This is a genomic window from Bradyrhizobium canariense (genome assembly GCF_018130465.1).
Classification (GTDB): domain Bacteria; phylum Pseudomonadota; class Alphaproteobacteria; order Rhizobiales; family Xanthobacteraceae; genus Bradyrhizobium; species Bradyrhizobium canariense_C.
Map to the genome: position 1 here is coordinate 889,896 of NZ_JAFCKJ010000001.1, position 22,406 is coordinate 912,301.

Sequence of the window (22,406 nt, forward strand, 5' to 3'; positions counted from 1 at the left end):
TTTTCGTTTGAGCATGGTCCTTTCGGAAAGCCGCGACACACTTTTCCGGATCGTGCGCGAAGCAATTGGAGCCGATGGATGAGCGCGCATAATCCGATGCCCCGGTCGGCCTGGATCTTTCCGGCGCTGGCCGTGCTGTTGTTTGCAGCCGTCAGCGCGACGGGATATGCGTTCACGCTGTCGTTCGGCGGGCTCGTCTTCGCCCTCGTGCTCCTCGTCATCCTGTTCGGCACGGTGTTTGCCGCGGTTCATCATGCCGAAGTGATCGCCGAACGGGTCGGCGAACCCTATGGCACGCTGGTGCTGACGCTCTCGGTGACCATCATCGAGGTGGCGCTGATCACTACGATCATGCTGGGCGACAAGCCTGCCCCGGAACTGGCGCGCGACACCGTGTTCGCCGTGGTCATGATCGTCTGCAATGGCCTCGTCGGGCTCTGCATCTTCATCGGCGGCCTGCGCTATCGCGAGCAGGGCTTTCAGCTCTCCGGCGCCAACGTCTATCTCAGCGTGCTGTTCGCGCTCGCGACCATCACCCTGATCATGCCCAACTACACGACGACCACGCCGGGCCCGGTCTATTCGGCGGTTCAACTCGGTTTCGTCGACGTGGTCACGCTCGCGCTGTATGGGGTGTTTCTCTACACCCAGACCGTGCTGCACAAGGATTACTTCGTTCACGAACGGGCGGATGGCTCGAGCGGCGAGGCGCATCTGTCGGGCCGGACCCTGGTGCTCAGCGTCGCGCTGCTGCTGATTGCGCTGCTGGCGGTCGTGCTGCTGGCCAAGAAATTCTCGCTGGTGGTCGACGCCGTCGCGGCCAGGATCGGTGCGCCGCCCGCCTTTGCCGGACTTCTGGTCGCGCTCCTGATCCTGCTGCCGGAAGGCGTCGCAGCGGTCTCGGCGGCCCGCAAGAACGACCTCCAGAAGAGCATCAACCTCGCGCTCGGCTCGTCGCTGGCCACCATCGGGCTGACCATCCCGGCCGTCGGTGTCGCCACCTATGCGCTCGACAAGGAGCTCAAGCTCGGGCTCAGCGCCCAGGGCAGCGTCCTTTTGCTCCTGACCTTCTTCCTGAGCATGCTGACCTTCGGGACGGGCAGGACCAATGTCCTGTTCGGGCTGGTCCATATGGTGGTATTTGCCGTCTACGTGTTCATGGTTTTCGTGCCCTGAACCGGTTTTCCGGATGATGCCCCAGGAGAGTTCCGATGCTTGCCGCCAAGTCCGAAGTTCAGGTCGACAATGAGCAGGTTCGGGTGACCGAGTGGCGGCTCGCTCCAAACAGCGCCACCGGGCATCACACCCACGGCATGGACTACGTCATTGTTCCCGTGGTCGCGGGGGAAATGACCATCGTGGCACCCAATGGCGAGCGGTCCAAGGCACAGCTTGCGGCCGGAAAATCTTACTTTCGCAAGGCCGGCGTCCAGCACGACGTACTTAACGAAACCTCAACCGAGATCGTGTTCCTTGAGATCGAGCTGAAGCCATAAGGCTGGCGTTACCGTTTGCCATCGATCCGTCGCAGTTGATCCCTTACAATGCCCCAAAGTTCCCGCATCTGATCGCGCGGGGAGTGGCCGAGAAATGCTGAAATACCTCGCTAAAATCTCGATGGATATCTTACCCTCGGTGCTCGCAACGATCATCGGGGCGTACATCGTTAATCATTACATCAACGCCAAGCCGGCGGCGGATGCGCCCGCGGCCGTGATGGCGCCTGCCCAGGCTGGCAAGAACGGCAAGCCCGCCGATGTGGCCAACCTCCCCGCGCCCGGCATCAAGGCCAAGGGCATCTCCGAGAAGAACGTGACGGACAAGCCGGCGGCCGAGAAGGCTGCCGATCAGCCGGGCGCTGAGCCCAAGACCACTGACAAGACCACTGAGAAGTCGACTGCGGACGTGGCGCCGGCCGAGGCCGCTCCGCGCGGCAAACCGTCCGCGCGCGAGAAGGCGGTCGCCAAGTCCACCCCGGCCGTCGCTGCACCCGCTCCCGCCGCCCCAGTGGTGGAGGCCAATTCGGCGCCGGCTGCTGCCGCGCCGGCCGCAACCCCCGACGCCAACGATCTCGTGCGCGCCGCGATCGAGCGCCTGCGCAAGTCGCCTGAGGGCAAAGCTGCTGAGGCCAAGCCTGTGGAGACCAAGTCTTCCGAGACCAAGTCTTCCGAGGCCAAGTCTTCCGACAGCAAGTCGCCCGAGAAGACCCAGGAGCCTGCGGTGCGGGAAGCCCTCCGCACCCCGGAGGCCCCGCGTATCGTCCCCGTGGATCCGTCCATGGTGCGCCCGTTGCCGCCGCCGATCACGGTCTCGACACCCGCACCCGAGGCCTATGGCAATGGCGGCTCGTCGCAGGCGAGCCCGCCCTACACGGCCTCGGTCGGCAACGAGAACCCGAATCGGCTGACGCCCCCGGCTGATATTCCGGTCCCGATGATCGCGCCCCCGCTTGATCTGCGCGCCGATGCCGGCGCGTCCATGCCGCGGCCGAAGACCAATGTCGCCGACGACATGTTGTCGGGCGTCAAGTCCATGTTCCATTCCGTTCTGCCGAAGAGCGTCACCCCGGATTAAGACGGCGCCTGCGCTGCGCCAGAATCGTCAGCCGCCGACGCGGGCGAGGCCGCTGCGGGCGGCGTCGTCGCGTGGACGAAGCGAGACCGCCTTGGTGTAGGACGCCGCCGCCTTGGTCCTGTCGCCCAGCCGTTCATAGGCTTGTCCGCGTATGGTCCAGACTTGGGCATTGTGTGGATCGGCCTCGGAAGCCTCATCCAGATCGGCCGCGGCCTCCTTGATCTTGCCGAGGGCGAGATAGCTGGTGGCGCGGCCGAGCAGCGGCTCGACCTTCTGCGGGTTGAGTCCGCTCGCGGCGCTGAAATCGGCGATCGCGACGTCGTGCTTGTTATTACCCTGGTAGATCAGGGCGCGACCATAGAGCGCCTGCGCATTGTAGGGATCGAGCCCGACCGCGTGGTTGAACTCATCGAGCGCAGCCGCCGTCTCGCCGGACTTTGCCAGGGCCTGGGCCTTTGCTGTATGGGCTTGGGCTTCGCTGACATTGCCGGCGCTGACCACGTTCTCGGCGGTCGTGGCTGCCTTGGGTGCCTCCTGCGGCTTGTCCTTCTCCGGCATCAGCGATCCCAGGTCGAAGGAGCAACCGCACAGCGAAATCCCCATCAAGGCCAGCGCAAACGGCTGCTGCAAGATCTGGCGTAACCGCGCCAAGCCGCGCTTGGGGAAAGGGGAGGCCATCTACGGTTCGCTCGCGCTGGTGCCGCATCGGTAGTGCCCCATCCCAGAAAGGCACCGCTCACAAAACAATAACGCGGGCCAGGGGCCCGCGTCATCGAAAACTGAAGTCTATTCAAGTCCGGTAAATCAGCGCGGTCCGCGCGGACCAGCACTTGCGCCTGCACCAGCACCCGGGCCGCCACGACCGCCACGATCACCACCGGGGCCAGCGCCGAACACCGGCTTCGGCTTCATCGGCAGCAGGCCTTCGCGCTGCAGCTTCTTGCGGGCGAGCTTGCGCGCACGGCGTACGGCTTCGGCCTTTTCGCGGGCCTTCTTCTCGGAGGGCTTTTCGTAGTGACCGCGGAGCTTCATCTCGCGGAAAATACCCTCGCGCTGCATCTTCTTCTTCAGCGCCTTGAGGGCTTGGTCGACATTGTTATCGCGAACGAGAACCTGCACGCGGCATCCTCTTCAGTGGATCGGATTTGAATTCTGGTAAGTCAAAGGGGATGGCGAAACGCACAAGCCCTTAACCTTGAGGGCGCGGATGTATCAGACAAAGCCTGGGATGTCCACCGGCCAAGCGGGTTTTCGGGCCAAGTTCAGCCATTAAATGAGGCAAAATACCTCTGTGCGGCCCTGATTTGGGAGATTTGACGCCAAGGGTGGGGCCGTTTCCGGAGCTTTGTTCCGGAATCTTTGAAAGCAGGGGACGACACACATGGATATGAAGAAATACGCGGCCGAGGCTATCGGCACCTTTTGGCTCACATTCGCAGGTTGCGGAAGTGCGGTGATCGCAGCCGGCTTTCCGCAGGTCGGCATCGGTCTGGTCGGCGTCTCCCTCGCATTCGGGCTGAGCGTGGTCACCATGGCCTATGCGATCGGCCACATCTCAGGCTGCCATCTCAATCCGGCGGTCACCGTCGGTCTTGCTGCCGGCGGACGTTTTCCGGCCGGACAGATCCTGCCTTATGTGATCGCGCAGGTGGCCGGCGCGATCGTGGCCGCGTGGCTTCTCTACGTCATCGCAAGCGGAGCTCCCGGCTTCGACGTCAGCAAAGGCTTCGCGTCCAACGGTTACGACGCCCATTCTCCCGGCCAGTACAGCATGATCGTGTGCTTCCTCACCGAGGTGGTAATGACCATGATGTTCCTGTTCATCATCATGGGCGCCACCCACGGCCGCGCGCCCGCGGGCTTTGCACCGCTGGCGATCGGGCTCGCGCTGGTGATGATCCATCTCGTCAGCATCCCCGTCACCAACACCTCGGTGAACCCGGCGCGCAGCACGGGTCCCGCGCTGTTCGTCGGCGGATGGGCGCTGTCGCAGCTCTGGCTGTTCTGGGTCGCGCCGCTGATCGGCGGCGCGCTCGGCGGGGTGATCTATCGTTGGCTCAGCGAAGAGCCCTCTGGCGTCGTCGCGGGCGCGAAGACGGCCTAGAGCGTTTTCGAGCGGCTCTAGTCGCAAAGCGGGATCGCAGCATTTGCTGCGGTCCCGTCACTTGACCTTCGTCGGCCTGACTTCGGTGACATGGCCCATCTTGCGACCGGGGCGCGGCGTACCCTTGCCGTAGATGTGCACGGTTGCCCCCGGGACGCTCAGCCACTTGTCATACTCATTGATCTCGTCGCCGATCAGATTGGTCATAGTGACGATTTCGCCGTGGCGCACGGGCTTGCCGAGAGGCCAGCCGGCAATGGCGCGGATGTGCTGCTCGAACTGCGAGACGGACGCACCGTCGAGCGTCCAGTGTCCGGAATTGTGCACGCGCGGAGCGATCTCGTTGACCAGCACCTTGGGTCCGGTGCCGTTGGCGAGCACGAACATCTCGACGGCAAGCACGCCGACATAATCGAGCGCGCCAGCGATCTTGCCGGCGATGTTGCGCGCTTCCTCGGCGAGCACGTCCGGGATCCGGGCGGGCGCACGGGAGATCTTCAGGATGTGGTCGCGGTGCTCGTTTTCGGTGACGTCGAAGCACTCGACCTGGCCTGTGGCCGAGCGGGCGGCGATCACGGAAATCTCACGCTCGTACGGCACGAAGGCTTCCAGGATCGCCGATTTGGTGGCGAGACTGGTCCACACCTTCGCAATGTCGTCGCCCTCGCGGATGATGGCCTGGCCCTTGCCGTCATAGCCGAAGCGGCGGGTCTTCAGCACGGCCGGTAGGCCGATCCTGACGTTGGCCTCGCGCAAAGAAGCGACCGAGGTGACGTCGGCGTAAGCGGCCGTGCCGATGCCGAGCTTTGTGACAAAATCCTTCTCGGCGAGCCGGTCCTGGGTGGTCTCGAGGATCTTGCGGTTGGGCAGCACCGGGCGGCGTGCATCCAGCACCATCGCGGCCGCGGACGGCACGTTCTCGAATTCGTAGGTGATGACGTCGACGTCGTTGGCGAACAGCTCGAGCGCTTCGACATCGGCATATTCGGCGCAGGTCGCATTCAGGACGACGTCGAAGGCCGGTGAGTCCGGATCGGGCGAGAACACCTGGCAGCGCAGGCCGAGCCGTGCCGCCGCCATGGCCAGCATCCGCCCCAATTGTCCGCCGCCGAGGATGCCAATGGTGTCGCCGGGCTTCAGCTTCACCTGCTTTGCGTCAGTCACACCTTGTCCTCCGGGCGCTCGGCAACGGTCTCGGTCTGCGCCTTGCGCCAGGCAGCGAGGCGGTCGGACAATGCCGGGTCGGACAAGGCCAGCACGGCGGCCGCCAGCAGCGCCGCATTGATGGCGCCGGCCTTGCCGATGGCGAGGGTGCCGACCGGAATGCCTGCGGGCATCTGGACGATCGAGTAGAGCGAATCGATGCCTTTGAGCGTCCTGGATTCGACGGGGACCCCGAACACGGGCAGTTCCGTCAGCGCCGCCGCCATGCCGGGCAGGTGCGCAGCGCCACCCGCGCCGGCGATGATGACCTTGTAACCGGCCGTCTTGGCACCTTTGGCGAACGTAAACAGCCGGTCGGGGGTGCGGTGTGCCGAAACAATGCGGGTGTCGGCGGCAACGCCGAGCGCTGCAAGCGTGTCGGCGGCATGCCGCATCGTGTCCCAGTCCGACTGGCTTCCCATGATGATGGCGATCGGCGCGGTCATGAGGTCAATTGTGCTCGAAAAACAGAAAGATAGGCCAGATTAACGGTTCCGGCCGGTGGCTCGCAAGGCGGTGGCAAGGAGAAGGGAATGCACTATCCTGTCTTGGTGAATCCCCGCAAGCCTTCATTGAGCAGGATGCCCATGAAGAAACCGAAAAGGGCGAGCGCTGCGAAGGCCAAAAAGGGCCCGAAGACCAGCGCCGGCCGCTCCAAAGCTGCTCTCAAGCGTCCGGCTAAGCGTCCGGCTAAGCGTCCGGCGCGGCGTCCGACCGGATCGTCGCGGCGCGCAGCGTCTGCCGATGACGGCGCCAAGGCGGCCATCAAGCCGGCCATCAAAGCGGCCATCCGCGACCTCCGGAGCAAGCTCAAGGCGGCGCTGCGGCGGGTCGCGGAGCTCGAGGCGGCGGCCGACACCGACTTCCTGCTCGAAATTCCGAACCGACGCGGCTTCGAACGCGAACTCGCACGCGCCGTCGCCTACATGAAGCGCTACCGCGCCAGCGGCGCGCTGATCGTGCTCGACGTCGATCGGCTGAAGCCGATCAACGATTCCTTCGGCCATGCGGCCGGCGACGAGGTGCTGAAGGCGATTGCCACCACGCTGACGCGGCAGATCCGCGCCTCGGACGTGGTCGGCCGGCTCGGCGGCGACGAGTTCGCGCTGCTGCTCTGGAATCTCAGCGAGACCGACGCCAAGGCGAAGGCCGCGGCCTTCGAGCAGGCCATCGACGAATTGTCCTTTGTCTTTCGCGGCCAGCACGTGAGTGCGGGCGCCTCCGCCGGGGTTGCCCTGCTTGGGGTGCAGTCCGACGCCTCGCGCGCCCTGGAGGAGGCCGATGCTGCCATGTATGTGCGCAAGGCGCACCGGCGGCACGAGCCGCGCATCAGGCTCGTCAGCAGCTGATTTTAAAGCGTGCCGAGGTCTTCCGGTACGTTGCCGAAGCTGCGGAGCAGTTTGGCGTCACCGAATTCGCCGGTCATGGGATCGCCGCTGCGGCTGAACGCAACCGCGCCGGTGTGGCCGGTGCCGTGCGACATCATCTCGGCGCGCCGTAACGCGGCCGCCGAGCTCTGGCATTCCTCGGCCGCACCTGCGACCGGCGATCCGTCCTCGTCGGTCAGGAAGGGTAGTGCAACGTAATAGGTGACATCGGACATGGTCGGCTCCGATAGCTGACAGCTCAGGCGGCGCTGCTCTTGCTCCGCATCTTGCTGCGCGAGGTTTCCGGAATGCAGCCGGCGGAAATCGCCGCCTGCAATTCCTCCAGTTCGGCCTCCAGATATTCATTGGCCATGATCAGCGCCTTGATGGTGCTGCGCAGATTGCCGTCGCACATCGCGATCGCCTGATCGCAGGCTTGTTCATAATGGCTGTTGTCGAGAAGGGCGGTTGCCGACATCTGCGTTTTCCTTGGGCGGTTTTCCTGGGGGCGTTGGTGCTCAAATGTTCTTATTTTGTTCCTTTCGAGTCAAGTGGATTCACGGGCGGCGGGCCGCCGTAAAGCTCTCCCCTGTGGATCAGGCGATGATGTCGGGCGTGATCTGGTCTTCGATGAACGCGATACGGTCACGCAACAACAGCTTGCGTTTCTTCAGCCGCTGTAACCGCAACAGGTCGGGGGCGGGCGACTGATGCAGTGCATCGATCGCCGCATCGAGATCTCGGTGTTCCTGGTGCAACCGGGCGAGCTCGGATTCGAGTTCGCGCGCATCTTCATTGGTCATGTCTGCGGTGGCCGAAAAACCGATAGGCGTGAGATTAAGGCTGTGGATGCCCTGTGGAAATTATCGTCCTTGCGCGCCGTGATCGCAAGCGATCTCGGGCCGTCGCGTGCCGATCTCCCGCAACATATTTCTGCGGCTCGTCACGGCGTTGCGCGAGCGTGTTGATATCACGGATTTTTCCCGCGTGGTTCCATTACTCACGCTTCGTTACATATGAATTTCAAAAATGACACTGCGACGACGGATACCCATCGACAGAACGAATCGGTGATGTACACTTCCTCGTCCGGTCGAATCCAAGGTTCACCCCTACCGAGGAGGTTTCGAATGACAATTCAGGCACATCTGGTTGAATTGGAACGGAAGCACAAAACTCTCGAAAACGAATTGCACGAAGCTCTCGTGCACCTTTCAACAGACGACCTGCAAATTGTTGAGTTGAAGCGCCGGAAGTTGATGGTCAAGGACCAGATCGAGCGTCTGAGGCACGGCGACACGCTCCACTAGTAACCCCCGTAACAGCGTAGAGTTGATCGCACCCTTAAGGCAGGGATGAGAGCCTTTGCGCTCATCCCTGCTGCAAGGCGCGCACCGAGCAAGGATTTGCCGTGCAAGGATTTGCGCGGCTCTAGGTTCTTGTCTGGACGCGTTTTCTTTACGCGAACCGGTATCCGCTTCGCTTGAAAACGCTCTAGGTGTTTGCGAGCTCGGCGACGTGATCCGCGATCGCGAGCGATGAAGTCAATCCGGGTGACTCGATGCCGAACAGATTGATCAGGCCTTCGACGCCGTGATCGCGCGGGCCCTGCATCAAGAAATCCTGCGTGGCCACCGCCGGCGGCACAATCTTCGGGCGGATGCCCGAATAGCTCGGCATGAGCGCGCCGTCAGGCAGCGTCGGCCAGTATTTGCGGATCGCCGGGTAGAAGCGCTCGGCGCGTGACGGGTCGACCTCGTAATCGATCGTCTCGATCCACTCGACGTCGGGGCCGAAACGTGCCTGCCCTGCCATGTCCAGCGTCAGATGCACCCCTAGCCCGCCAGGTTCGGGCACCGGATAGATCAGGCGCGAGAACGGCGCCCTGGCGTTGCAGCTGAAGTAGTTTCCCTTAGCGAGGTAAGCCGGCGGAATCCGGTCCAGCGGCATGCCGTCGATGTTGCGCGCCACCGTGGTCGCCGAGAGCCCGGCGGCGTTGACGAGGAGGCTGCATTGCAGCGTCATCGGCGCTTCGCCGCCCGCCTCGATCTCGATGACGCCGGCGGTCGCCTTGGCACGGATCAGCGGGGTGTGAAACGCGAAGGCCGCGCCCGCTTCCTCGGCTTCACCGCGCAGCGAGAGCATGTAGGCGTGGCTGTCGATGATGCCGGTCGACGGCGACAGCAGCGCGGCGTCGCTAGCGAGCGCAGGCTCCAGCGCGCATGCCGCTTCGCCTGTGAGTAGCTGCATGTCGAGCACGCCGTTGGCTTCGGCATGCGCCTTGATCGATTGCAGCTTCTCGGTCTCTTTCGGGGTGGTCGCGACGATCAGCTTGCCGCAATTCCTGTGCGGGATGCCGCGCTCGGAACAGTAACGGTAGAGCGCGTGCTTGCCGTCGACGCACATGCGCGCCATCCAGCTTCCGGCGCGATAGTAGATGCCGGCATGGATCACCTCGCTGTTGCGCGAGGAGGTGATGGTGCCGATGGCCTCGGCTTCCTCCAGCACGATCACCTCGCGCCCGGCTTGCGCCAGCTTTCGAGCCACCGCGAGCCCGACCACGCCGGCTCCGATGACGACGCAGTCGACCCTATCCATGGTTGTGCAGGACGTCCGCTCGAAGCGACGGTGGCCGCAAGCCTGGGAACGGCGGCGCGGGGGTGTTTTCCGTTAAGGAAGCATTTATCATGTCAGGGCAATTGCCGTATTTGACGTCACATTTTTCCGTTGCACGTACAGGCGTTTACCCGATCCAAACCCGCGAGGCCAGACAATCCGACGTTGAAATCGCGGGTGGCTGATGGCTGAGAAGAACTGGCACGTGGGCAGCGCGCTTCCGATTGCGGTGCAGGCCGTCGTGTGCCTGGCTGCAGCGGTCGCGCCTGCGCGCGCCTTTGCCCTCTCCGACAGCTTCGCGCCTCCGAGCTATCTCGGCGAGCTCAATCCTAACGTGATCTGGGAAGCCCTGATCGCAGGCGTCGTCATCTGCTCGTTCCTCGCCGCGATCGCGCTGTGGATCCATTCCTCGCTGCGCCGGACCAGGCGTCTGCAGTTGCGGCGCAATGCCTTCGTCTCCTCCGCGATGAACAATCTCAACCAGGGCGTGGTGATGACGGATGCGCAGCGGCGCGTCATCTTCTGCAACGACCGCTATATCGAGATTTACGGCCTGGCGCGGTCGGATCTCTGGGCCGACATGAACGGCTACGAACTCCTTGAGCTGCGACGCAAGCGCGGGGTGCTCGGCGGCGCCTCCGACGACGAGTTCTACGAGAAGGCGGCAAGCACCAACGGTTTGATAACCGAACTGCCGGACGGGCGGGCCATCCTGGTGAAATATTTCGTGCTGCCCAACGGCGGCTCGGTGGCGACGCATCTGGACGTCAGCGAGCAGCGCAGACTGTCGCGGCAGCTCGCCTCCACTAAGCAGTTCCTGGAAACGGTGCTGGACAACGTGCCGGCCTGCGTGGCCGCGAAGAACATCGAGGATGGCCGCTACATCTTCGCCAACAGCGCCTATGAGCGCTTCTGGGGATTCTCGCGCGACCATGTCGTCGGCAAGAACGCGCGCGAGCTGTTTGCGCCGGTCTCGGCGGCCACCATCGAGGCGACCGACTGCGCGGCACTCAATGCGCCGGACGGCCAGTTTCGCAACGAATTCGAGGTCGACCGCGCCGGTGAGCGACGCATGGTTGCCTCGATCCGGATCGTGGTCCGCGACGAGAGCAACAAGCCCGAATTCCTGATGCTCGTGTTCGAGGACATCACCGACCGCCGCTCGCTGTCGAAGGAGCTGGAGAGCACGAAGAAGTTCCTGGAGCTCGTGGTCGACAATATCCCGGTGGCCCTGATCGTCGAGCAGGTCAAGGACGGCCGCTATCTACTCGCCAACCGCAGCGCGGAGACGATCCTCAACCGCAGGCGCGAGGAAGCCACGGGCCTGACCGCGTCCGATATCTTCAATCCCAAGGAAGCCAAGCTGATCATCGCGCGCGACGAAGCCGCGATCAAGAAGCGTGGGATGATCACCGAAGAGCACCCGATCTCCACCAAGGACGGGCTCCGGCTGTTCCTCACCCGCCGCGCCACCGTGCTGAACGACGCCGGCGAGCCGCAATATCTGATCAAGACCCACGAGGACGTCACCGATCGCCGGCAGACCGAGTCGCGCATGGCGCACATGGCCTATCACGACGGCCTCACCGATTTGCCGAACCGTGCCGCGTTCCTGCAGGCGTTGACCCAGATGATCGAGGCCTGCGAGGGCACCGGCGAGGAGTTCGCGGTTCTGTGCGTCGATCTCGACGGCCTCAAGGAGGTCAACGACGTCTTCGGCCACGCGCTCGGCGACAAGCTTCTGGTCGAGGTGGCCCAGCGGCTCCAGGACTCCGCGCGCGGCGGCGTGGTGGCGCGCCTGTCGGGCGACGAGTTCGGCCTGATAATCGATGGCAAACAGCCTGAGACAGGTCTCGCGCTGGCGCAGCAGATCGGTGATGCCGTCGCCGAGGAATTCCAGATCGACGGCCGCCCGGTCCGCGCCGGTGTCACCACCGGCATGTCGATCTTCCCGCACAACGGCGCCGATGGCGCCTCGCTGCTCGCCAATGCTGGCGCGGCCTTGTTCCGCGCCAAGCAGAAATCGCGCGGCACGATCAGCCTCTTCCAGCCGGAGATGGACCAGCAGATCCGCGATCGCCGCGTGCTGCATCAGGACCTCTCGATGGCGATCAAGAACGGCGAGCTCTCGCTCGCCTTCCAGCCGCAGGGAGCCGCGGGCCACAGCGTTGCCGAGAGCGAAATCATCGGCTTCGAGGCGCTGGCGCGCTGGCAGCATCCCGTGCGCGGCCAGGTCTCCCCGGCCGAATTCATCCCGATCGCGGAGGAAAGCGGCCTGATCGTCGAGATGGGCGAGTGGATCCTGCGCGAGGCCTGCCGCGAGGCGGCGTCCTGGCCGAAGCCGCTTCAGGTCGCGGTCAATCTGTCGCCGGCGCAGTTCATGCACGGCGACGTGGTCGGGCTCGTCCATTCCATCCTGATCGAGACGGGTCTCCCACCAGGCCGACTCGAGCTCGAGATCACCGAGGGCGTGCTGATCGAGGACTTCGATCGCGGTCTTGCGCTGCTGCGCCGGCTCAAGGCGCTCGGCGTGCGCATCTCCATGGACGATTTCGGCAGCGGTTATTCCTCGCTCAGCTATCTCCAGGCATTCCCGTTCGACAAGATCAAGATCGACCGCGCCTTCATCATCAATCTCGGCCGCAACCCGCAATCGGCGGCGATCGTGCGCGCGGTGATCGATCTCGGGCATGGCCTCGAAATGTCGATCGTCGCCGAGGGCGTCGAGACGCTCGAACAACTCGCCTTCCTCGCCGAGGAAGGCTGTGACGGCGTGCAGGGCTATCTGCTCGGCAAGCCCCTGCCGATCGGGAAATATGCCGGCCTCGTCGGCCGCGCCGAAGTCATGGAGCTTGCGCTCAAGACGGGCTAGAGCGTTTTCGAGCGAAGTGGATGCCGGCTCGCGTCAAGAAAACGCGCCAAACTGGAATCTAGAGCCCCGTTCCGATTTCATCGGAACGGAAATGGCTCTAGAGATGGCGAGCGTTTCGCTCCCATTCGACGGCTTCATGGCGGATTACGATCTTGCGATCATCGGCGGCGGCCTGAACGGTGTCAGCCTCGCGCGCGATGCGGCCGGCCGCGGCCTGCGGGTCATCCTGTTGGAGCAGGGCGATCTGGGCGGCGCAGCGTCGTCAGCGACGCCGCGGCTGATCCACGGCGATCTGTCGGTCCTGGAACGGCGTGGCTTCCGACGGGTGCGCCGGGCGCTCGCCGAGCGCCGGACCTGGCTCCGGATCGCGCCGCATCTGGTCCGGCCGATGCGCTTCGTGATCCCGGCGCATTCCGACGAGCGGCCGCCATGGCTGCTGCGCGTTGGCCTGTTCCTCTACGACAGCCTCACCAGCCGGAGTAGCCTGCCGGGAGCGACCACCCTCGACATCACGCATCATCCGGTCGGCAACGCGCTGAAACGACCGTTCGGCACGGCCTTCGAATATTCGGACTGCGTCGTCGACGATTCCCGACTGGTGGTGCTCACGGCACTGGATGCGGCGGAGCGCGGCGCCGTGATTCGGACTGGAGCGCGCTGCGTGCGTGCCGATCGAACCGATACATGGCGGCTCGCGGTGGTCGACCGCGGCGATCGCCGCACGATCACGGCTCGGGCGCTGGCCAACGCCACCGGCGGCTGGACCTCGATGGTCGCGGAGACCGTGCTGCGGCAGCCGCAACCCGCCATGGTGGCGATGCAGATGAGCCAGATCATCGTCCCGCGGCTGTTCTATTCCGATAACGTCTACGTCTTCCAGAACAACGATGGCCGGCTGATCTTCGCGAGCCCCCTCGAGCGAGACTTTACGCTGATCGGCACAGTCACGCACGATTTCACCGGCGATCCCGCGATCGTCGCGATGCGGGGGGCCGACGTCAGCTATCTCTGCGAAGCGGCCAGTCGCTATTTCCGCGAGCGTGTCGCGCCGACCGACGTGGTGCGTGCGGTCTCGGGCGTCAACCTGACGCTGGCGTCCGCGCGCCGACGCGACGGCACGACGCTGTTCCACGCGCGGCGGCGCAAGGCGCCGCTGATCACGATGTTCGGCGGTGACGTCACCACCTCGCGCCTGCGCGCGGAGCGGGCAGTGTCGAAGCTGACGCCGTTCTATCCGATGTCGCCGCCCTGGACCGCAGGCGCGGCGCTACCGGGCGGAGATTTCGCCTGGGATCGTTTCGATACCGAGGTCGATCTTGCGCGGGACCGCTGGCGCTTTCTGTCGGAGCCGCAGGCCCAACGGCTGGTTGCGGCCTATGGTTCGCGGCTGCCGGCGGTGCTCGGCGAGGCGAAAACCCGCGGCGAACTCGGCCCGGCCTTTGGTCCCGAACTGACCGGTGCCGAGGTGCGCTATCTCATGACCCACGAATGGGCGCGTTTTCCCGAGGACATCCTCTGGCGCCGCTCCAAGCTCGGCCTGACGATGCCTGCGGCGGAGCGTGATGCGATGGCGGTGTTCATGGCGAATGGGATGTGAACGAACCGCCTCTAACCGGTTGAGCTAGGGACGATCGGCCGCTAGCGTGCGGCGGGATTGGGGTTGGCAGGGACCATGACTGACGAGTTGCCCAGAACAGACGCTGCTGCGGATGCGGTTGGAGAGACGCAGTCCGCGGCCAGCGAGCCGCTGCTGCGCATCGAGGGCGTCGCCAAGACATTCGGGACGTTCCGGGCCGTGGGCGGCGTCTCGCTAGACATCAAGGCCGGCGAGTTCTTTGCGCTGCTTGGCCCGAGCGGCTGCGGCAAGACCACGCTGCTGCGCATGCTCGCGGGCTTCGAGGCACCGGACGAGGGGCGCATCCTGCTCGGCGGCAAGGATATCGCGCAGGCGCTGCCGCATGAGCGGCCGATCAACATGATGTTCCAGAACTACGCGCTGTTTCCGCATCTGTCGGTGCGCGACAACATCGCCTTCGGCCTGAAGCGCGCCGGCATGGTGCGCGCCGACATCGCCACGCGTGTGGCGGAGATGGTTGCGCTTGTGAAGCTCGAAGGGCTGGAGAAGCGCAAGCCAGACCAGCTCTCCGGCGGCCAGCGCCAGCGCGTTGCGTTGGCGCGCGCATTGGCGCGGCGCCCGCAGCTCCTTCTGCTCGATGAGCCGCTCGCAGCGCTGGACAAGAAGCTGCGCGAAAGCACCCAGGGCGAGCTGATGGAGCTTCAGCGCCGGCTCGGCATGACCTTCATCATCGTCACCCACGATCAGGAAGAGGCGATGACGATGGCGAGCCGGATCGGCGTGATGAGGGACGGCAAGCTCGCGCAGGTCGCGAGCCCCCGCGAGCTCTATGAGGCGCCGCGCTCGCGCTGGATCGCGGAGTTCGTCGGCGACATCAATCTGTTCGACGGCGAGTCCAAATTACGCGACGGTCATCGTCTGGTCATTGGCACGCGTGATGCGGGTGCGCTGGTGGTGGCCGAGCCGCGTGAACCGGTCGGCGCCGGAAAATTCTCGGTCGCGATCCGCCCTGAAAAGGTCAAGCTGTCGCGCCGCGGTCCCGTGAGCGAGGCCGGTCATGAAACTGCGATCAACCGGCTCGACGGCGTGGTCGCGGACATCTGCTATCTCGGCGGCACCACCACCTACAAGGTGAAGCTCGACACAGGCGGGATGATACAGGCGTCCGTCGCCAACAGCGCGCGCCTCGACGTCGACGCCTACAGCCTGGACCAGCATGTCGTCGCCTGGTTCACGCCCGACGATTGCGTGGTGCTGCCGTCATGAGCGCGCGTCGCATCTTCGCGCGACCGGCGCGCTTTGCCGCGATCGCACCCTATGTCTGGATGTTGCTGTTCTTCCTGGTGCCGTTCGGCTTTGTGCTCAAGATCAGCCTGTCGCAGACGGCGATCGCGCAGCCGCCTTACGAGCCGGTGTTCGACCTGACGGCGGGATGGGGGGCGCTGAAGGCCGCCTTTGCCGCGCTGTCAGTCGACAATTTCAGGCTGCTCGTATCCGACGATATCTACGTGTTCGCCTATGTGCGTAGCCTTACCGTCGCCGTCACCGCGACCGCGCTGTTGCTCCTGATCGGCTATCCCGTCGCCTACGGCATGGCGCGGCTGCCGACGCGCTGGCAGGCGGTGGCGATGGTGCTGGTGATCGTGCCGTTCTGGACCTCGTTCCTGATCCGCATCTATGCCTGGATCAACATCCTCCAGCACGACGGCCTGCTCAACCAGATCCTGCTGGCGCTGCATCTGGTCAGTCAGCCGGTGGTGTGGCTCTCCACCGACAGCGCGATGTATATCGGCATCGTCTATTCCTACCTGCCGTTCATGATCCTGCCGCTCTACGCCACGCTCGCGAAAATGGAGCCGGTACTGGAGGAGGCCGCCTCCGATCTCGGCGCGCCGCCCTGGCAGGTGTTCTGGCTCGTCACCTTCCCGCTGTCGCTCCCCGGCGTCGGCGCCGGTGTGCTGCTGTGCTTCATCCCCATCGTCGGCGAATTCGTCATTCCGGACCTCTTGGCCGGCTCCAATTCGCTGATGATCGGCCAGACGCTGTGGCTCGAATTCTTCACCAACAAGGACTGGCCGGTCGCCTCCGCTGCGGCCATCGTGCTGCTGGTGGTGCTGCTGGTGCCGCTGCTGCTGTACGAACGGCTTCAGAAGCGGCAGCTGGAACAGGGGCGGTGAGACGATGCGCAAGGTCTCCCGCCTGTCCCGCTTCAACGTCGCCTCGCTCGCACTGGGGCTGGCGTTCCTCTATCTGCCGATCCTCATCCTCGTCATCTATTCCTTCAACGCCTCGCGGCTGGTGACGGTGTGGGGCGGCTGGTCGCTGCGCTGGTATCACGAGTTCTTTGGCGACCGCGCGATGATCGAGGCGGCCTGGATGAGTCTGCGGGTCGCGGTCTCCTCGGCGACCATTGCGACCCTGCTCGGCACGCTCGCCGCGGTGGCGCTGTCGCGCGGTGAGCAGTTTCACGGCCGCACCCTGTTCTCCGGCATGCTCTATGCGCCGTTGGTGATGCCGGAGGTGATTGCCGGATTGTCGCTACTGCTGTTGTTCGTCGCGCTGAACGCCGAGCGCGGCTTCTGGACCGTGACGATCGCGCACACCACGCTGACGATGTGCTTTGTCGCGGTGGTCGTGCAGTCCCGCCTCGGCTCGCTCGATCGTTCGCTCGAGGAAGCGGCGATGGACCTCGGCTGCAATCCGGTCCGCGCCTTCCTGTCCGTGACGCTGCCGCTGATCGCGCCCGCGATCGTCGCGGGCTGGATGCTGGCCTTCACGCTATCGCTGGACGATCTCGTGATCGCGAGCTTCACCACCGGTCCTGGCTCGGCGACCTTGCCGATCCGGATCTATTCCGAGGTCAGGCTTGGCGTGAAGCCCGAGATCAACGCGATCTGCACGCTGGTGATCGCGTTGATCGCGGTGGTCATCGTCATCGCCTCGCTCGCCTCCAAATTATCGAGCTCGCGGGGCGAGAGCGCGGCGCCGCTGTGAGCGGGAGGCGATCATGACGATGGCCTACCAGATCCTGATCCACACGCCGCCCTGGGTCTTCGCGTTGTTTGCCTATCTGGTGTGGCAAGGCATCAAGGCGATGCAGCCGCACGCGATGCCAATCTGGCGCGCCTTGATCGTTCCGGTCGTGTTCATCGTCTGGGGAATGTCACGGATCGGCTTCGGGCATCAGGACAGCGCATGGCCGCTGGTCGCTTGGACCGCGGCGGCGCTGGTGTTGTTGCCGCTCGGCGTGCTGACGCCGCGTCCGTTCGATGTCGACCACACCACCGGACAAATCATCCGCCCAGGCGGCGGGTTTGCCCTGATCCGCAACCTCGTCGTGTTCTTCCTGCAATATGCGGTCGCCGTGATCTCGGCGATCGACGCCAGCGACCGCGTGCTCGCGATCATCGTCGGCCGCGCCATCTCCGGCGCGACCGCCGGCTATTTCATCGGCTCGGCGATCGCGCTGCTGGTCGCGTATCGACGCAAGCGCGCGGCGGGATGATCAGCGCGACCGGGGGGCCCGTTTCGAGGTTCGTGTCCCTGTCAAACGCGAGCGCGTCGCAGAGGCTGCGGCGGGCCCGGCGTACCGCGCGCGCACTGCGCCCTGGACAGCAGATCCGAGCTGCCGGAGCGCAAGGCTGTCGAGTGGAAACTCCAGCAAGATGTGGATCAGGCTCAGCGCCAGCAGGAAGGTGAAGCCGAACGCGTAGTCGTAGAAGTACAGCGCGGTGGAGACGGCGCTGGCGGCGGCCATCGCCGCCAGCCGGGCCTTCGGCACCGCCGTCCAGCGGATCACATCGGCTTTGATGAACCAGTTGAGGTAGTGGTAAGTGTAGACGAAGGCGAGCAGGCTCGTCAGCCTGGTGTCGAGCACCAGGCCAGGCACACCGAACAACCGGCTCAAGGCCGGGCCGACATTGCCGAAATAATCCTGTCCCACACGGGCAAAGCTCGCGATCCGGATTTCGGCAGTTGGCGGCAGCAGCAAAATCGTGGCGATTGCGACGAGGTAGACGGCGACCAGCGCGGCCTGTATCCGGCTGCCGGACCGGTAGGCACCGAGCACCATGAAGATCAGCGTGAACAGCGAAACGTGGATCAGGGTCGGGATCAGAACGCCGATGACGGCGAGCGACGACCCGCTCGAATACATGATCGCGGACAGGGCTATTGCCACCATGAACAGCAGCATGCTCTCGATCGCCGAAGTGGTCGCCGCCAGCATGGCGCAGACGATCAGCGCGCCCCACATCGCGAAGCCGAACCACGACGCGTTGTCGATCAGGGCCGCGACCACCGCGATGATTGCGAGCGCGGCCGCGATCCCACGGTGAGGCAGATAGTAGCTGCGATCGTGCAGCCATGAGATCTCGGTGAAATAGTGCGCCGGGCCGAGCACGACATAGGCCAGCAGCAACAGCTCGAACGGCACCAGATAGGCGGCTCCGAGCGCGCCGAGCATCAGGCCGAGATGGAGTGCGTCGTTGCTGCGCATGAGCGCCCCGCTGGCTTTGCGGGCCGCAGGTTAGAGCAGGCGCAGACAACTTGCAATTGTCCGCTGGCCTGCTCAAGCGCCGTGCTTGTGGCGTCCCGATCCGTCCTGTTGCGTCAGGACTTCACCGCACCTGCCGTGAGCCCGCCCACCATATAGCGCTTGAAGGCGTAGTAGACCGCGGCCGGCGGCAGCGCGTAGATGAAGCCGGTGGTCATCAACAGCTCCCACGGCGAGTCGTCGGCGGCGAGGAAGTTGCCGAGCGCGACCGGCAGCGTGATGTCGGTGTCCTTGGACAAGAGCAGGAACGCGTAGAGATATTCGTTCCAGGCCAGCAGCACGGCATAGGTACCGATCGCGACCAGCGAGGGCATCATCAGCGGCACATAGACCAGGCGGAACAGCTGCAGCGTGGTCGCGCCGTCCATCACGGCGGCCTCGTCGAGCTCGACCGGCAGCTTGTCGGACGCCTGCTTCAGCACCCAGATCGCGTAAGGCGAGGCGATCGTCACCATGGCCAGGATCAGCGACCAGTGATTGTTGAGCAGGCCGTAATTGCCCATGGTGCGGTACATCGGCACGGCGAGGAACGCCGCCGGGATGAAGTAGGTGAACAGCGCGAGATTCATCACCCAGCGGCCGCCCGGCACCTTAAGCCGCGAGATCGAGAATGCGGCGGCGGTCGCGATGAACAAGGTCAGCGCGCCGGCAGCCAGTGCGATCACAGTCGAGTTCCAGAACTGGATCCAGAAGTCGCGCAGGAAATAGTGCTCCTGGTAGAACACAATGTGGAAGTTGTGCAGCGTCGGATGATCCGGCCACAGCTTGCCCGAGAACGCGTCCTCCTTTGGCGAGATCGCGAACAGGAACATGTGGTAGATCGGAATCATGGTCCAGATGAAGACCGGGATGCCGATCAGCAGGAGCTTGGCTTCGGTGCCAACTTCGCGGAGGGTGGGAAGCTTCATCGCGACAACCGTTTCATCATGAAGTACATTAGCGGCAGCACGAACGGTATCGCGCAGACGATGGAGGCCATCGCAAGCGAGAGCTGGTCGAGCCGGAGATAGCGGATGCCGAGCGTCGACAGCACATGCGTGAGGTCGGCCGGCCCGCCGCCGGTGAGCAGATAGACGCTGTTGAAGTCGCCGAGCGTCCAGATCATCGAGAGCAGCGTGCAGGTGACGTAGAGCATCTGCATCGACGGCCAGGTAATGAAGCGGAATTTCTGCCACGGACTGGCGCCGTCGACCTCGGACGCCTCGTACAGATCCTGCGGGATCGCGAGCCGCCCGGTCAGCAGGATCAGCGTCCAGAACGGCAGCGACTTCCAGATATGCACGGCGATCGCCATGGTCAGCGCGACCGTCGGATCGTTCAGCCAGTTCGGGCCGTCATCGCCGGTGAGGGAGAAGATGAAATGGTTGACCATGCCCCATTCGGGATTGAGCATGAAGCGGACCGACAGGATGGTCGGGATCGACGGCACCGCCCAAGGCAGGATGAAGATCACCGACAGCCATTTGATCCAGGGGCGCTGCTGGGCGAAGAAGCCGGACAGGAACAGAGCGATCAGCATCTTCACGTTGATGCCGATGACCAGGAAGATCAGCGTGTTGACCGCGGCGCGCGCGAAGATCGGGTCGTTGTACAGCGCGACATAGTTCGCCGGATTGCGCGCCAGCCACAGGCCGTAGCCGACGGGATAGACGACGAAGGCCAGGAAGACGAGCAGATAGGGCACAAGCAGCAAGATGCCCCAGACCTGCTGCGTGGTCAGGCGCGCCGACAGGGGAGGGGCCGGAATTGTGTCTGAGCCGGAAAGTGTGATCGCCATATCGCATACCCATCGAAAGCAACCGGTCGCGGAGAGCCGCGACCGGTATTAGCATATACCTTATTGCAGTCCGGGATCAGCCCGCGACCGCCTTGATGCGGGCGATCAGCTCGTCGACCGCCTTGTCCACCGGCACCTTCTCGCTCACCACGCGGTTCATCGCCTTGGCCCAGACGTTCTCGTTGTTCAGGATGGTGAACTTCCAGTTCTTGGTGAAGTCGAACGCGGCGGTGCCGCCCTTGAACTGCGCGTAGACCGCCTTGCGATGCCGGTCGGCCTGCCAGAACGGGCTCTCCTGGCTTTCCTTCGTCACCGGGAACCAGCGGCCGAGCGCACCCTCGATATAGGGGCGGACGTTCTCTTCCTGGAGCAGGAAGGCGATGAACTGCTTGGCCTCGGCCTTGTTCTTGGCCACGGAGAAGACCAGCCCGGTCTTGACGTCCGAGCGGTAGCGGATCGTCGAACCGTCCGGAGCCTTCGGGAAGGACGCGGTGATGATGTCCTCGCCATAGGCCTTCTTGCCGGCTTCGCGCTGCTCGGGCGTGAGCGTCTGGTTCTGGGAGTCCTCGAACCACTTCGCCGCGATCGAGATCGTGAAGTTGTGGGTCATCACGATGGTCTTGTTGTGGAACGCGACGTTGTTGTCGGGATCCTTCCAGGTCGTCGAGGACGGCGGGGTGCAGCCCTTGATGTAGGTGTCGGTGTAGTCCTTCATCGCCTTGATCAGGTTCTCGCGGACCTTGGGATCGTCGACCGTGAGCTTGCCGTCGTCGTCGACCAGCTTGACGTGATAGGCATCCATGAAGGTGTAGAACGACTGGAAGGCGTCGGTGGATTCCACGCCCATCGGCTGGCCCACGGCGTAGATGCGCTGGCCCGTCGCCTTGCGGATCCCCGGCTGCACCTTGTCGCACCAGAACGTCCAATAGCCTTCCCAGTCAGTCGGGATGTCGCTCTGCTTGAAGCCGGCCTTCTCCAGCATGTCGTTCCAGATCTGGACATGCATGCTCTGTTGCTTCAGCGGGAAGCCGTAATAGGCCTTCTTCTTGGTGACGTCGTTGTAGAGGATCGACGCATCCAGCGTGTTCTGCACGAACCGACCCTTGATCGGCTCCATGATGTCGGAGAGGTCCTCGAGCTTGCCTTCGTAGGCCCACTTGCCCTGCACCTGCACGTCGTAGGTGTCGGCATAGGCAACATCGGGCACGGTGCCTGAATCGAGTGCGGCCACCGTCTTCGGAATCATGTCCTGGATCGCGTACTGCGACAATTCGACCTTGATGCCGGTCTTGGCTTCGAACTTCTTGATCGTCTCGAGCAGCGCGTCGTCTTCGGAGCGGTAGAAGCCCTTGCCCCACCAGACCGTAATCGTCTTCTGCTGCGCAAATGCGGGTGCAGCGGCTGCAAACAGCCCGGCCGCAGCGACCGCCAGTGATACTGCGCCAATAACCTTGGATTTCACGTTTTTCTCCCTCAAACGGCCGGTGTTTTTAACCGGTCGTATAAAACACTAGCGCATGGCGGTAGTCCGATCTAGCGGCTTCTTGTCAGACATAGGTCGTGGGGTGTCGGGCGAGAGGAGATGCTTAATGTGCGCATCGATCCAATCGCCGCATCAATTCGCCCTGATCAATTCGCCTCTTGCGTTCTGGGCCTGGCCTCCGCGAATTCGCACACCAGCCCGCCGCCTACGACAGACCAGCGGGCGCATGGATGCAATAGGAGTACCGATGGCAATGCAGCCGGCGGGCCACGCGCGGGC

The 22,406-nt window shown here is 64.1% G+C and carries 24 protein-coding genes; 12 read left to right on the forward strand and 12 right to left on the reverse strand.

Translation table 11 applies throughout. From position 1 onward, the window contains the following. Window positions 1-78: 78 nt before the first annotated feature. From JQ591_RS03890 to JQ591_RS03900, 3 genes are all read left to right on the forward strand, one after another. Complete coding sequence (locus JQ591_RS03890) at window positions 79-1,176, forward strand: calcium:proton antiporter (protein ID WP_211394706.1); 1,098 nt, start codon at window positions 79-81, stop codon at window positions 1,174-1,176. Window positions 1,177-1,211: 35 nt separating this feature from the next. After that, a complete protein-coding gene (locus JQ591_RS03895; RefSeq protein ID WP_211394707.1) occupies window positions 1,212-1,496 on the forward strand; it encodes a cupin domain-containing protein in 285 nt (94 codons plus the stop codon). 94 nt (window positions 1,497-1,590) lie between these two features. Next, on the forward strand, window positions 1,591-2,574 hold the full coding sequence (locus tag JQ591_RS03900) for a hypothetical protein (protein ID WP_211394708.1): 984 nt from the start codon (window positions 1,591-1,593) through the stop codon (window positions 2,572-2,574). A 27-nt stretch (window positions 2,575-2,601) separates the two neighbouring features. On the opposite strand, the gene JQ591_RS03905 is transcribed toward JQ591_RS03900, so the two are convergent. Beyond that, window positions 2,602-3,252 carry a tetratricopeptide repeat protein gene (locus JQ591_RS03905; protein ID WP_211394709.1) on the reverse strand — a complete coding sequence of 217 codons (651 nt, stop codon included), beginning with the start codon at window positions 3,250-3,252 and terminating at the stop codon, window positions 2,602-2,604. Window positions 3,253-3,378: 126 nt separating this feature from the next. Further along, window positions 3,379-3,693, reverse strand: a complete 315-nt coding sequence (gene rpsU, locus JQ591_RS03910; RefSeq protein WP_007614218.1) for a 30S ribosomal protein S21 — start codon at window positions 3,691-3,693, stop codon at window positions 3,379-3,381. Window positions 3,694-3,955: 262 nt separating this feature from the next. On the opposite strand from rpsU, the gene aqpZ reads away from it, so the two are divergent. Next, complete coding sequence (gene aqpZ, locus JQ591_RS03915; protein WP_211394710.1) at window positions 3,956-4,678, forward strand: aquaporin Z; 723 nt, start codon at window positions 3,956-3,958, stop codon at window positions 4,676-4,678. 57 nt (window positions 4,679-4,735) lie between these two features. Here aqpZ and JQ591_RS03920 read toward each other — a convergent pair whose 3' ends face one another. Together JQ591_RS03920 and purE are read right to left on the reverse strand one after the other, a co-directional pair. Continuing rightward, window positions 4,736-5,842: a 5-(carboxyamino)imidazole ribonucleotide synthase gene (locus JQ591_RS03920; protein WP_211394711.1), complete on the reverse strand. Its 1,107-nt coding sequence runs from the start codon at window positions 5,840-5,842 to the stop codon at window positions 4,736-4,738. Beyond that, window positions 5,839-6,327, reverse strand: coding sequence for a 5-(carboxyamino)imidazole ribonucleotide mutase (purE, locus tag JQ591_RS03925; RefSeq protein WP_211394712.1), 489 nt, complete (start codon window positions 6,325-6,327; stop codon window positions 5,839-5,841). The genes JQ591_RS03920 and purE overlap by 4 nt, the downstream gene beginning before the upstream one ends. 141 nt (window positions 6,328-6,468) lie before the next feature. Between purE and JQ591_RS03930 the strand changes: the two genes are divergently transcribed. Continuing rightward, window positions 6,469-7,230, forward strand: coding sequence for a GGDEF domain-containing protein (locus tag JQ591_RS03930; RefSeq protein ID WP_211394713.1), 762 nt, complete (start codon window positions 6,469-6,471; stop codon window positions 7,228-7,230). Window positions 7,231-7,232: 2 nt separating this feature from the next. Here the strand turns inward: JQ591_RS03930 and JQ591_RS03935 are convergent, their stop codons facing one another. The 3 genes from JQ591_RS03935 to JQ591_RS03945 all read right to left on the reverse strand — a co-directional run bounded on the left by JQ591_RS03935 (window position 7,233) and on the right by JQ591_RS03945 (window position 8,051). Next, window positions 7,233-7,484 (reverse strand): hypothetical protein, encoded by a 252-nt coding sequence (locus JQ591_RS03935; protein ID WP_211394714.1) that lies wholly within the window; start codon window positions 7,482-7,484, stop codon window positions 7,233-7,235. A gap of 23 nt (window positions 7,485-7,507) precedes the next feature. Continuing rightward, on the reverse strand, window positions 7,508-7,726 hold the full coding sequence (locus tag JQ591_RS03940; protein ID WP_007596256.1) for a hypothetical protein: 219 nt from the start codon (window positions 7,724-7,726) through the stop codon (window positions 7,508-7,510). Window positions 7,727-7,844: 118 nt separating this feature from the next. Further along, the gene (locus tag JQ591_RS03945) at window positions 7,845-8,051 is read right to left on the reverse strand and encodes a YdcH family protein (protein ID WP_027519980.1); all 207 of its coding nucleotides are present in this window, start codon (window positions 8,049-8,051) and stop codon (window positions 7,845-7,847) included. Window positions 8,052-8,378: 327 nt separating this feature from the next. On the opposite strand from JQ591_RS03945, the gene JQ591_RS03950 reads away from it, so the two are divergent. Beyond that, entirely contained in the window at window positions 8,379-8,558 is a 180-nt protein-coding gene (locus JQ591_RS03950) for a YdcH family protein (RefSeq protein ID WP_007596254.1), read from the forward strand. Between the two features lie 184 nt (window positions 8,559-8,742). Here the strand turns inward: JQ591_RS03950 and JQ591_RS03955 are convergent, their stop codons facing one another. Then, window positions 8,743-9,846: an NAD(P)/FAD-dependent oxidoreductase gene (locus tag JQ591_RS03955; protein WP_211394715.1), complete on the reverse strand. Its 1,104-nt coding sequence runs from the start codon at window positions 9,844-9,846 to the stop codon at window positions 8,743-8,745. Window positions 9,847-10,048: 202 nt separating this feature from the next. Between JQ591_RS03955 and JQ591_RS03960 the strand changes: the two genes are divergently transcribed. The 6 genes from JQ591_RS03960 (at window position 10,049) to JQ591_RS03985 (ending at window position 17,817) form a co-directional block, all read left to right on the forward strand. After that, window positions 10,049-12,736, forward strand: coding sequence for a sensor domain-containing protein (locus tag JQ591_RS03960; protein ID WP_211394716.1), 2,688 nt, complete (start codon window positions 10,049-10,051; stop codon window positions 12,734-12,736). Window positions 12,737-12,872: 136 nt separating this feature from the next. Continuing rightward, window positions 12,873-14,333 (forward strand): glycerol-3-phosphate dehydrogenase, encoded by a 1,461-nt coding sequence (locus tag JQ591_RS03965; protein ID WP_211394812.1) that lies wholly within the window; start codon window positions 12,873-12,875, stop codon window positions 14,331-14,333. A 75-nt stretch (window positions 14,334-14,408) separates the two neighbouring features. Further along, complete coding sequence (locus JQ591_RS03970; protein ID WP_211394717.1) at window positions 14,409-15,578, forward strand: ABC transporter ATP-binding protein; 1,170 nt, start codon at window positions 14,409-14,411, stop codon at window positions 15,576-15,578. After that, the gene (locus tag JQ591_RS03975; RefSeq protein WP_211394718.1) at window positions 15,575-16,489 is read left to right on the forward strand and encodes an ABC transporter permease; all 915 of its coding nucleotides are present in this window, start codon (window positions 15,575-15,577) and stop codon (window positions 16,487-16,489) included. The genes JQ591_RS03970 and JQ591_RS03975 overlap by 4 nt, the downstream gene beginning before the upstream one ends. Before the next feature lie 4 nt (window positions 16,490-16,493). Next, on the forward strand, window positions 16,494-17,306 hold the full coding sequence (locus JQ591_RS03980; RefSeq protein ID WP_211394719.1) for an ABC transporter permease: 813 nt from the start codon (window positions 16,494-16,496) through the stop codon (window positions 17,304-17,306). Window positions 17,307-17,319: 13 nt separating this feature from the next. After that, window positions 17,320-17,817, forward strand: a complete 498-nt coding sequence (locus JQ591_RS03985; protein WP_211394720.1) for a DUF6622 family protein — start codon at window positions 17,320-17,322, stop codon at window positions 17,815-17,817. Here JQ591_RS03985 and JQ591_RS03990 read toward each other — a convergent pair whose 3' ends face one another. The 4 genes from JQ591_RS03990 to JQ591_RS04005 form a co-directional block, all read right to left on the reverse strand. Continuing rightward, complete coding sequence (locus JQ591_RS03990; RefSeq protein ID WP_211394721.1) at window positions 17,818-18,810, reverse strand: hypothetical protein; 993 nt, start codon at window positions 18,808-18,810, stop codon at window positions 17,818-17,820. Between the two features lie 113 nt (window positions 18,811-18,923). After that, entirely contained in the window at window positions 18,924-19,775 is an 852-nt protein-coding gene (locus tag JQ591_RS03995; protein ID WP_106942006.1) for a carbohydrate ABC transporter permease, read from the reverse strand. Further along, window positions 19,772-20,644 carry a carbohydrate ABC transporter permease gene (locus JQ591_RS04000; RefSeq protein ID WP_211394722.1) on the reverse strand — a complete coding sequence of 291 codons (873 nt, stop codon included), beginning with the start codon at window positions 20,642-20,644 and terminating at the stop codon, window positions 19,772-19,774. The genes JQ591_RS03995 and JQ591_RS04000 overlap by 4 nt, the downstream gene beginning before the upstream one ends. Window positions 20,645-20,720: 76 nt before the next feature. Next, window positions 20,721-22,106 (reverse strand): ABC transporter substrate-binding protein, encoded by a 1,386-nt coding sequence (locus JQ591_RS04005; protein WP_211394723.1) that lies wholly within the window; start codon window positions 22,104-22,106, stop codon window positions 20,721-20,723. Window positions 22,107-22,406 lie beyond the last annotated feature (300 nt).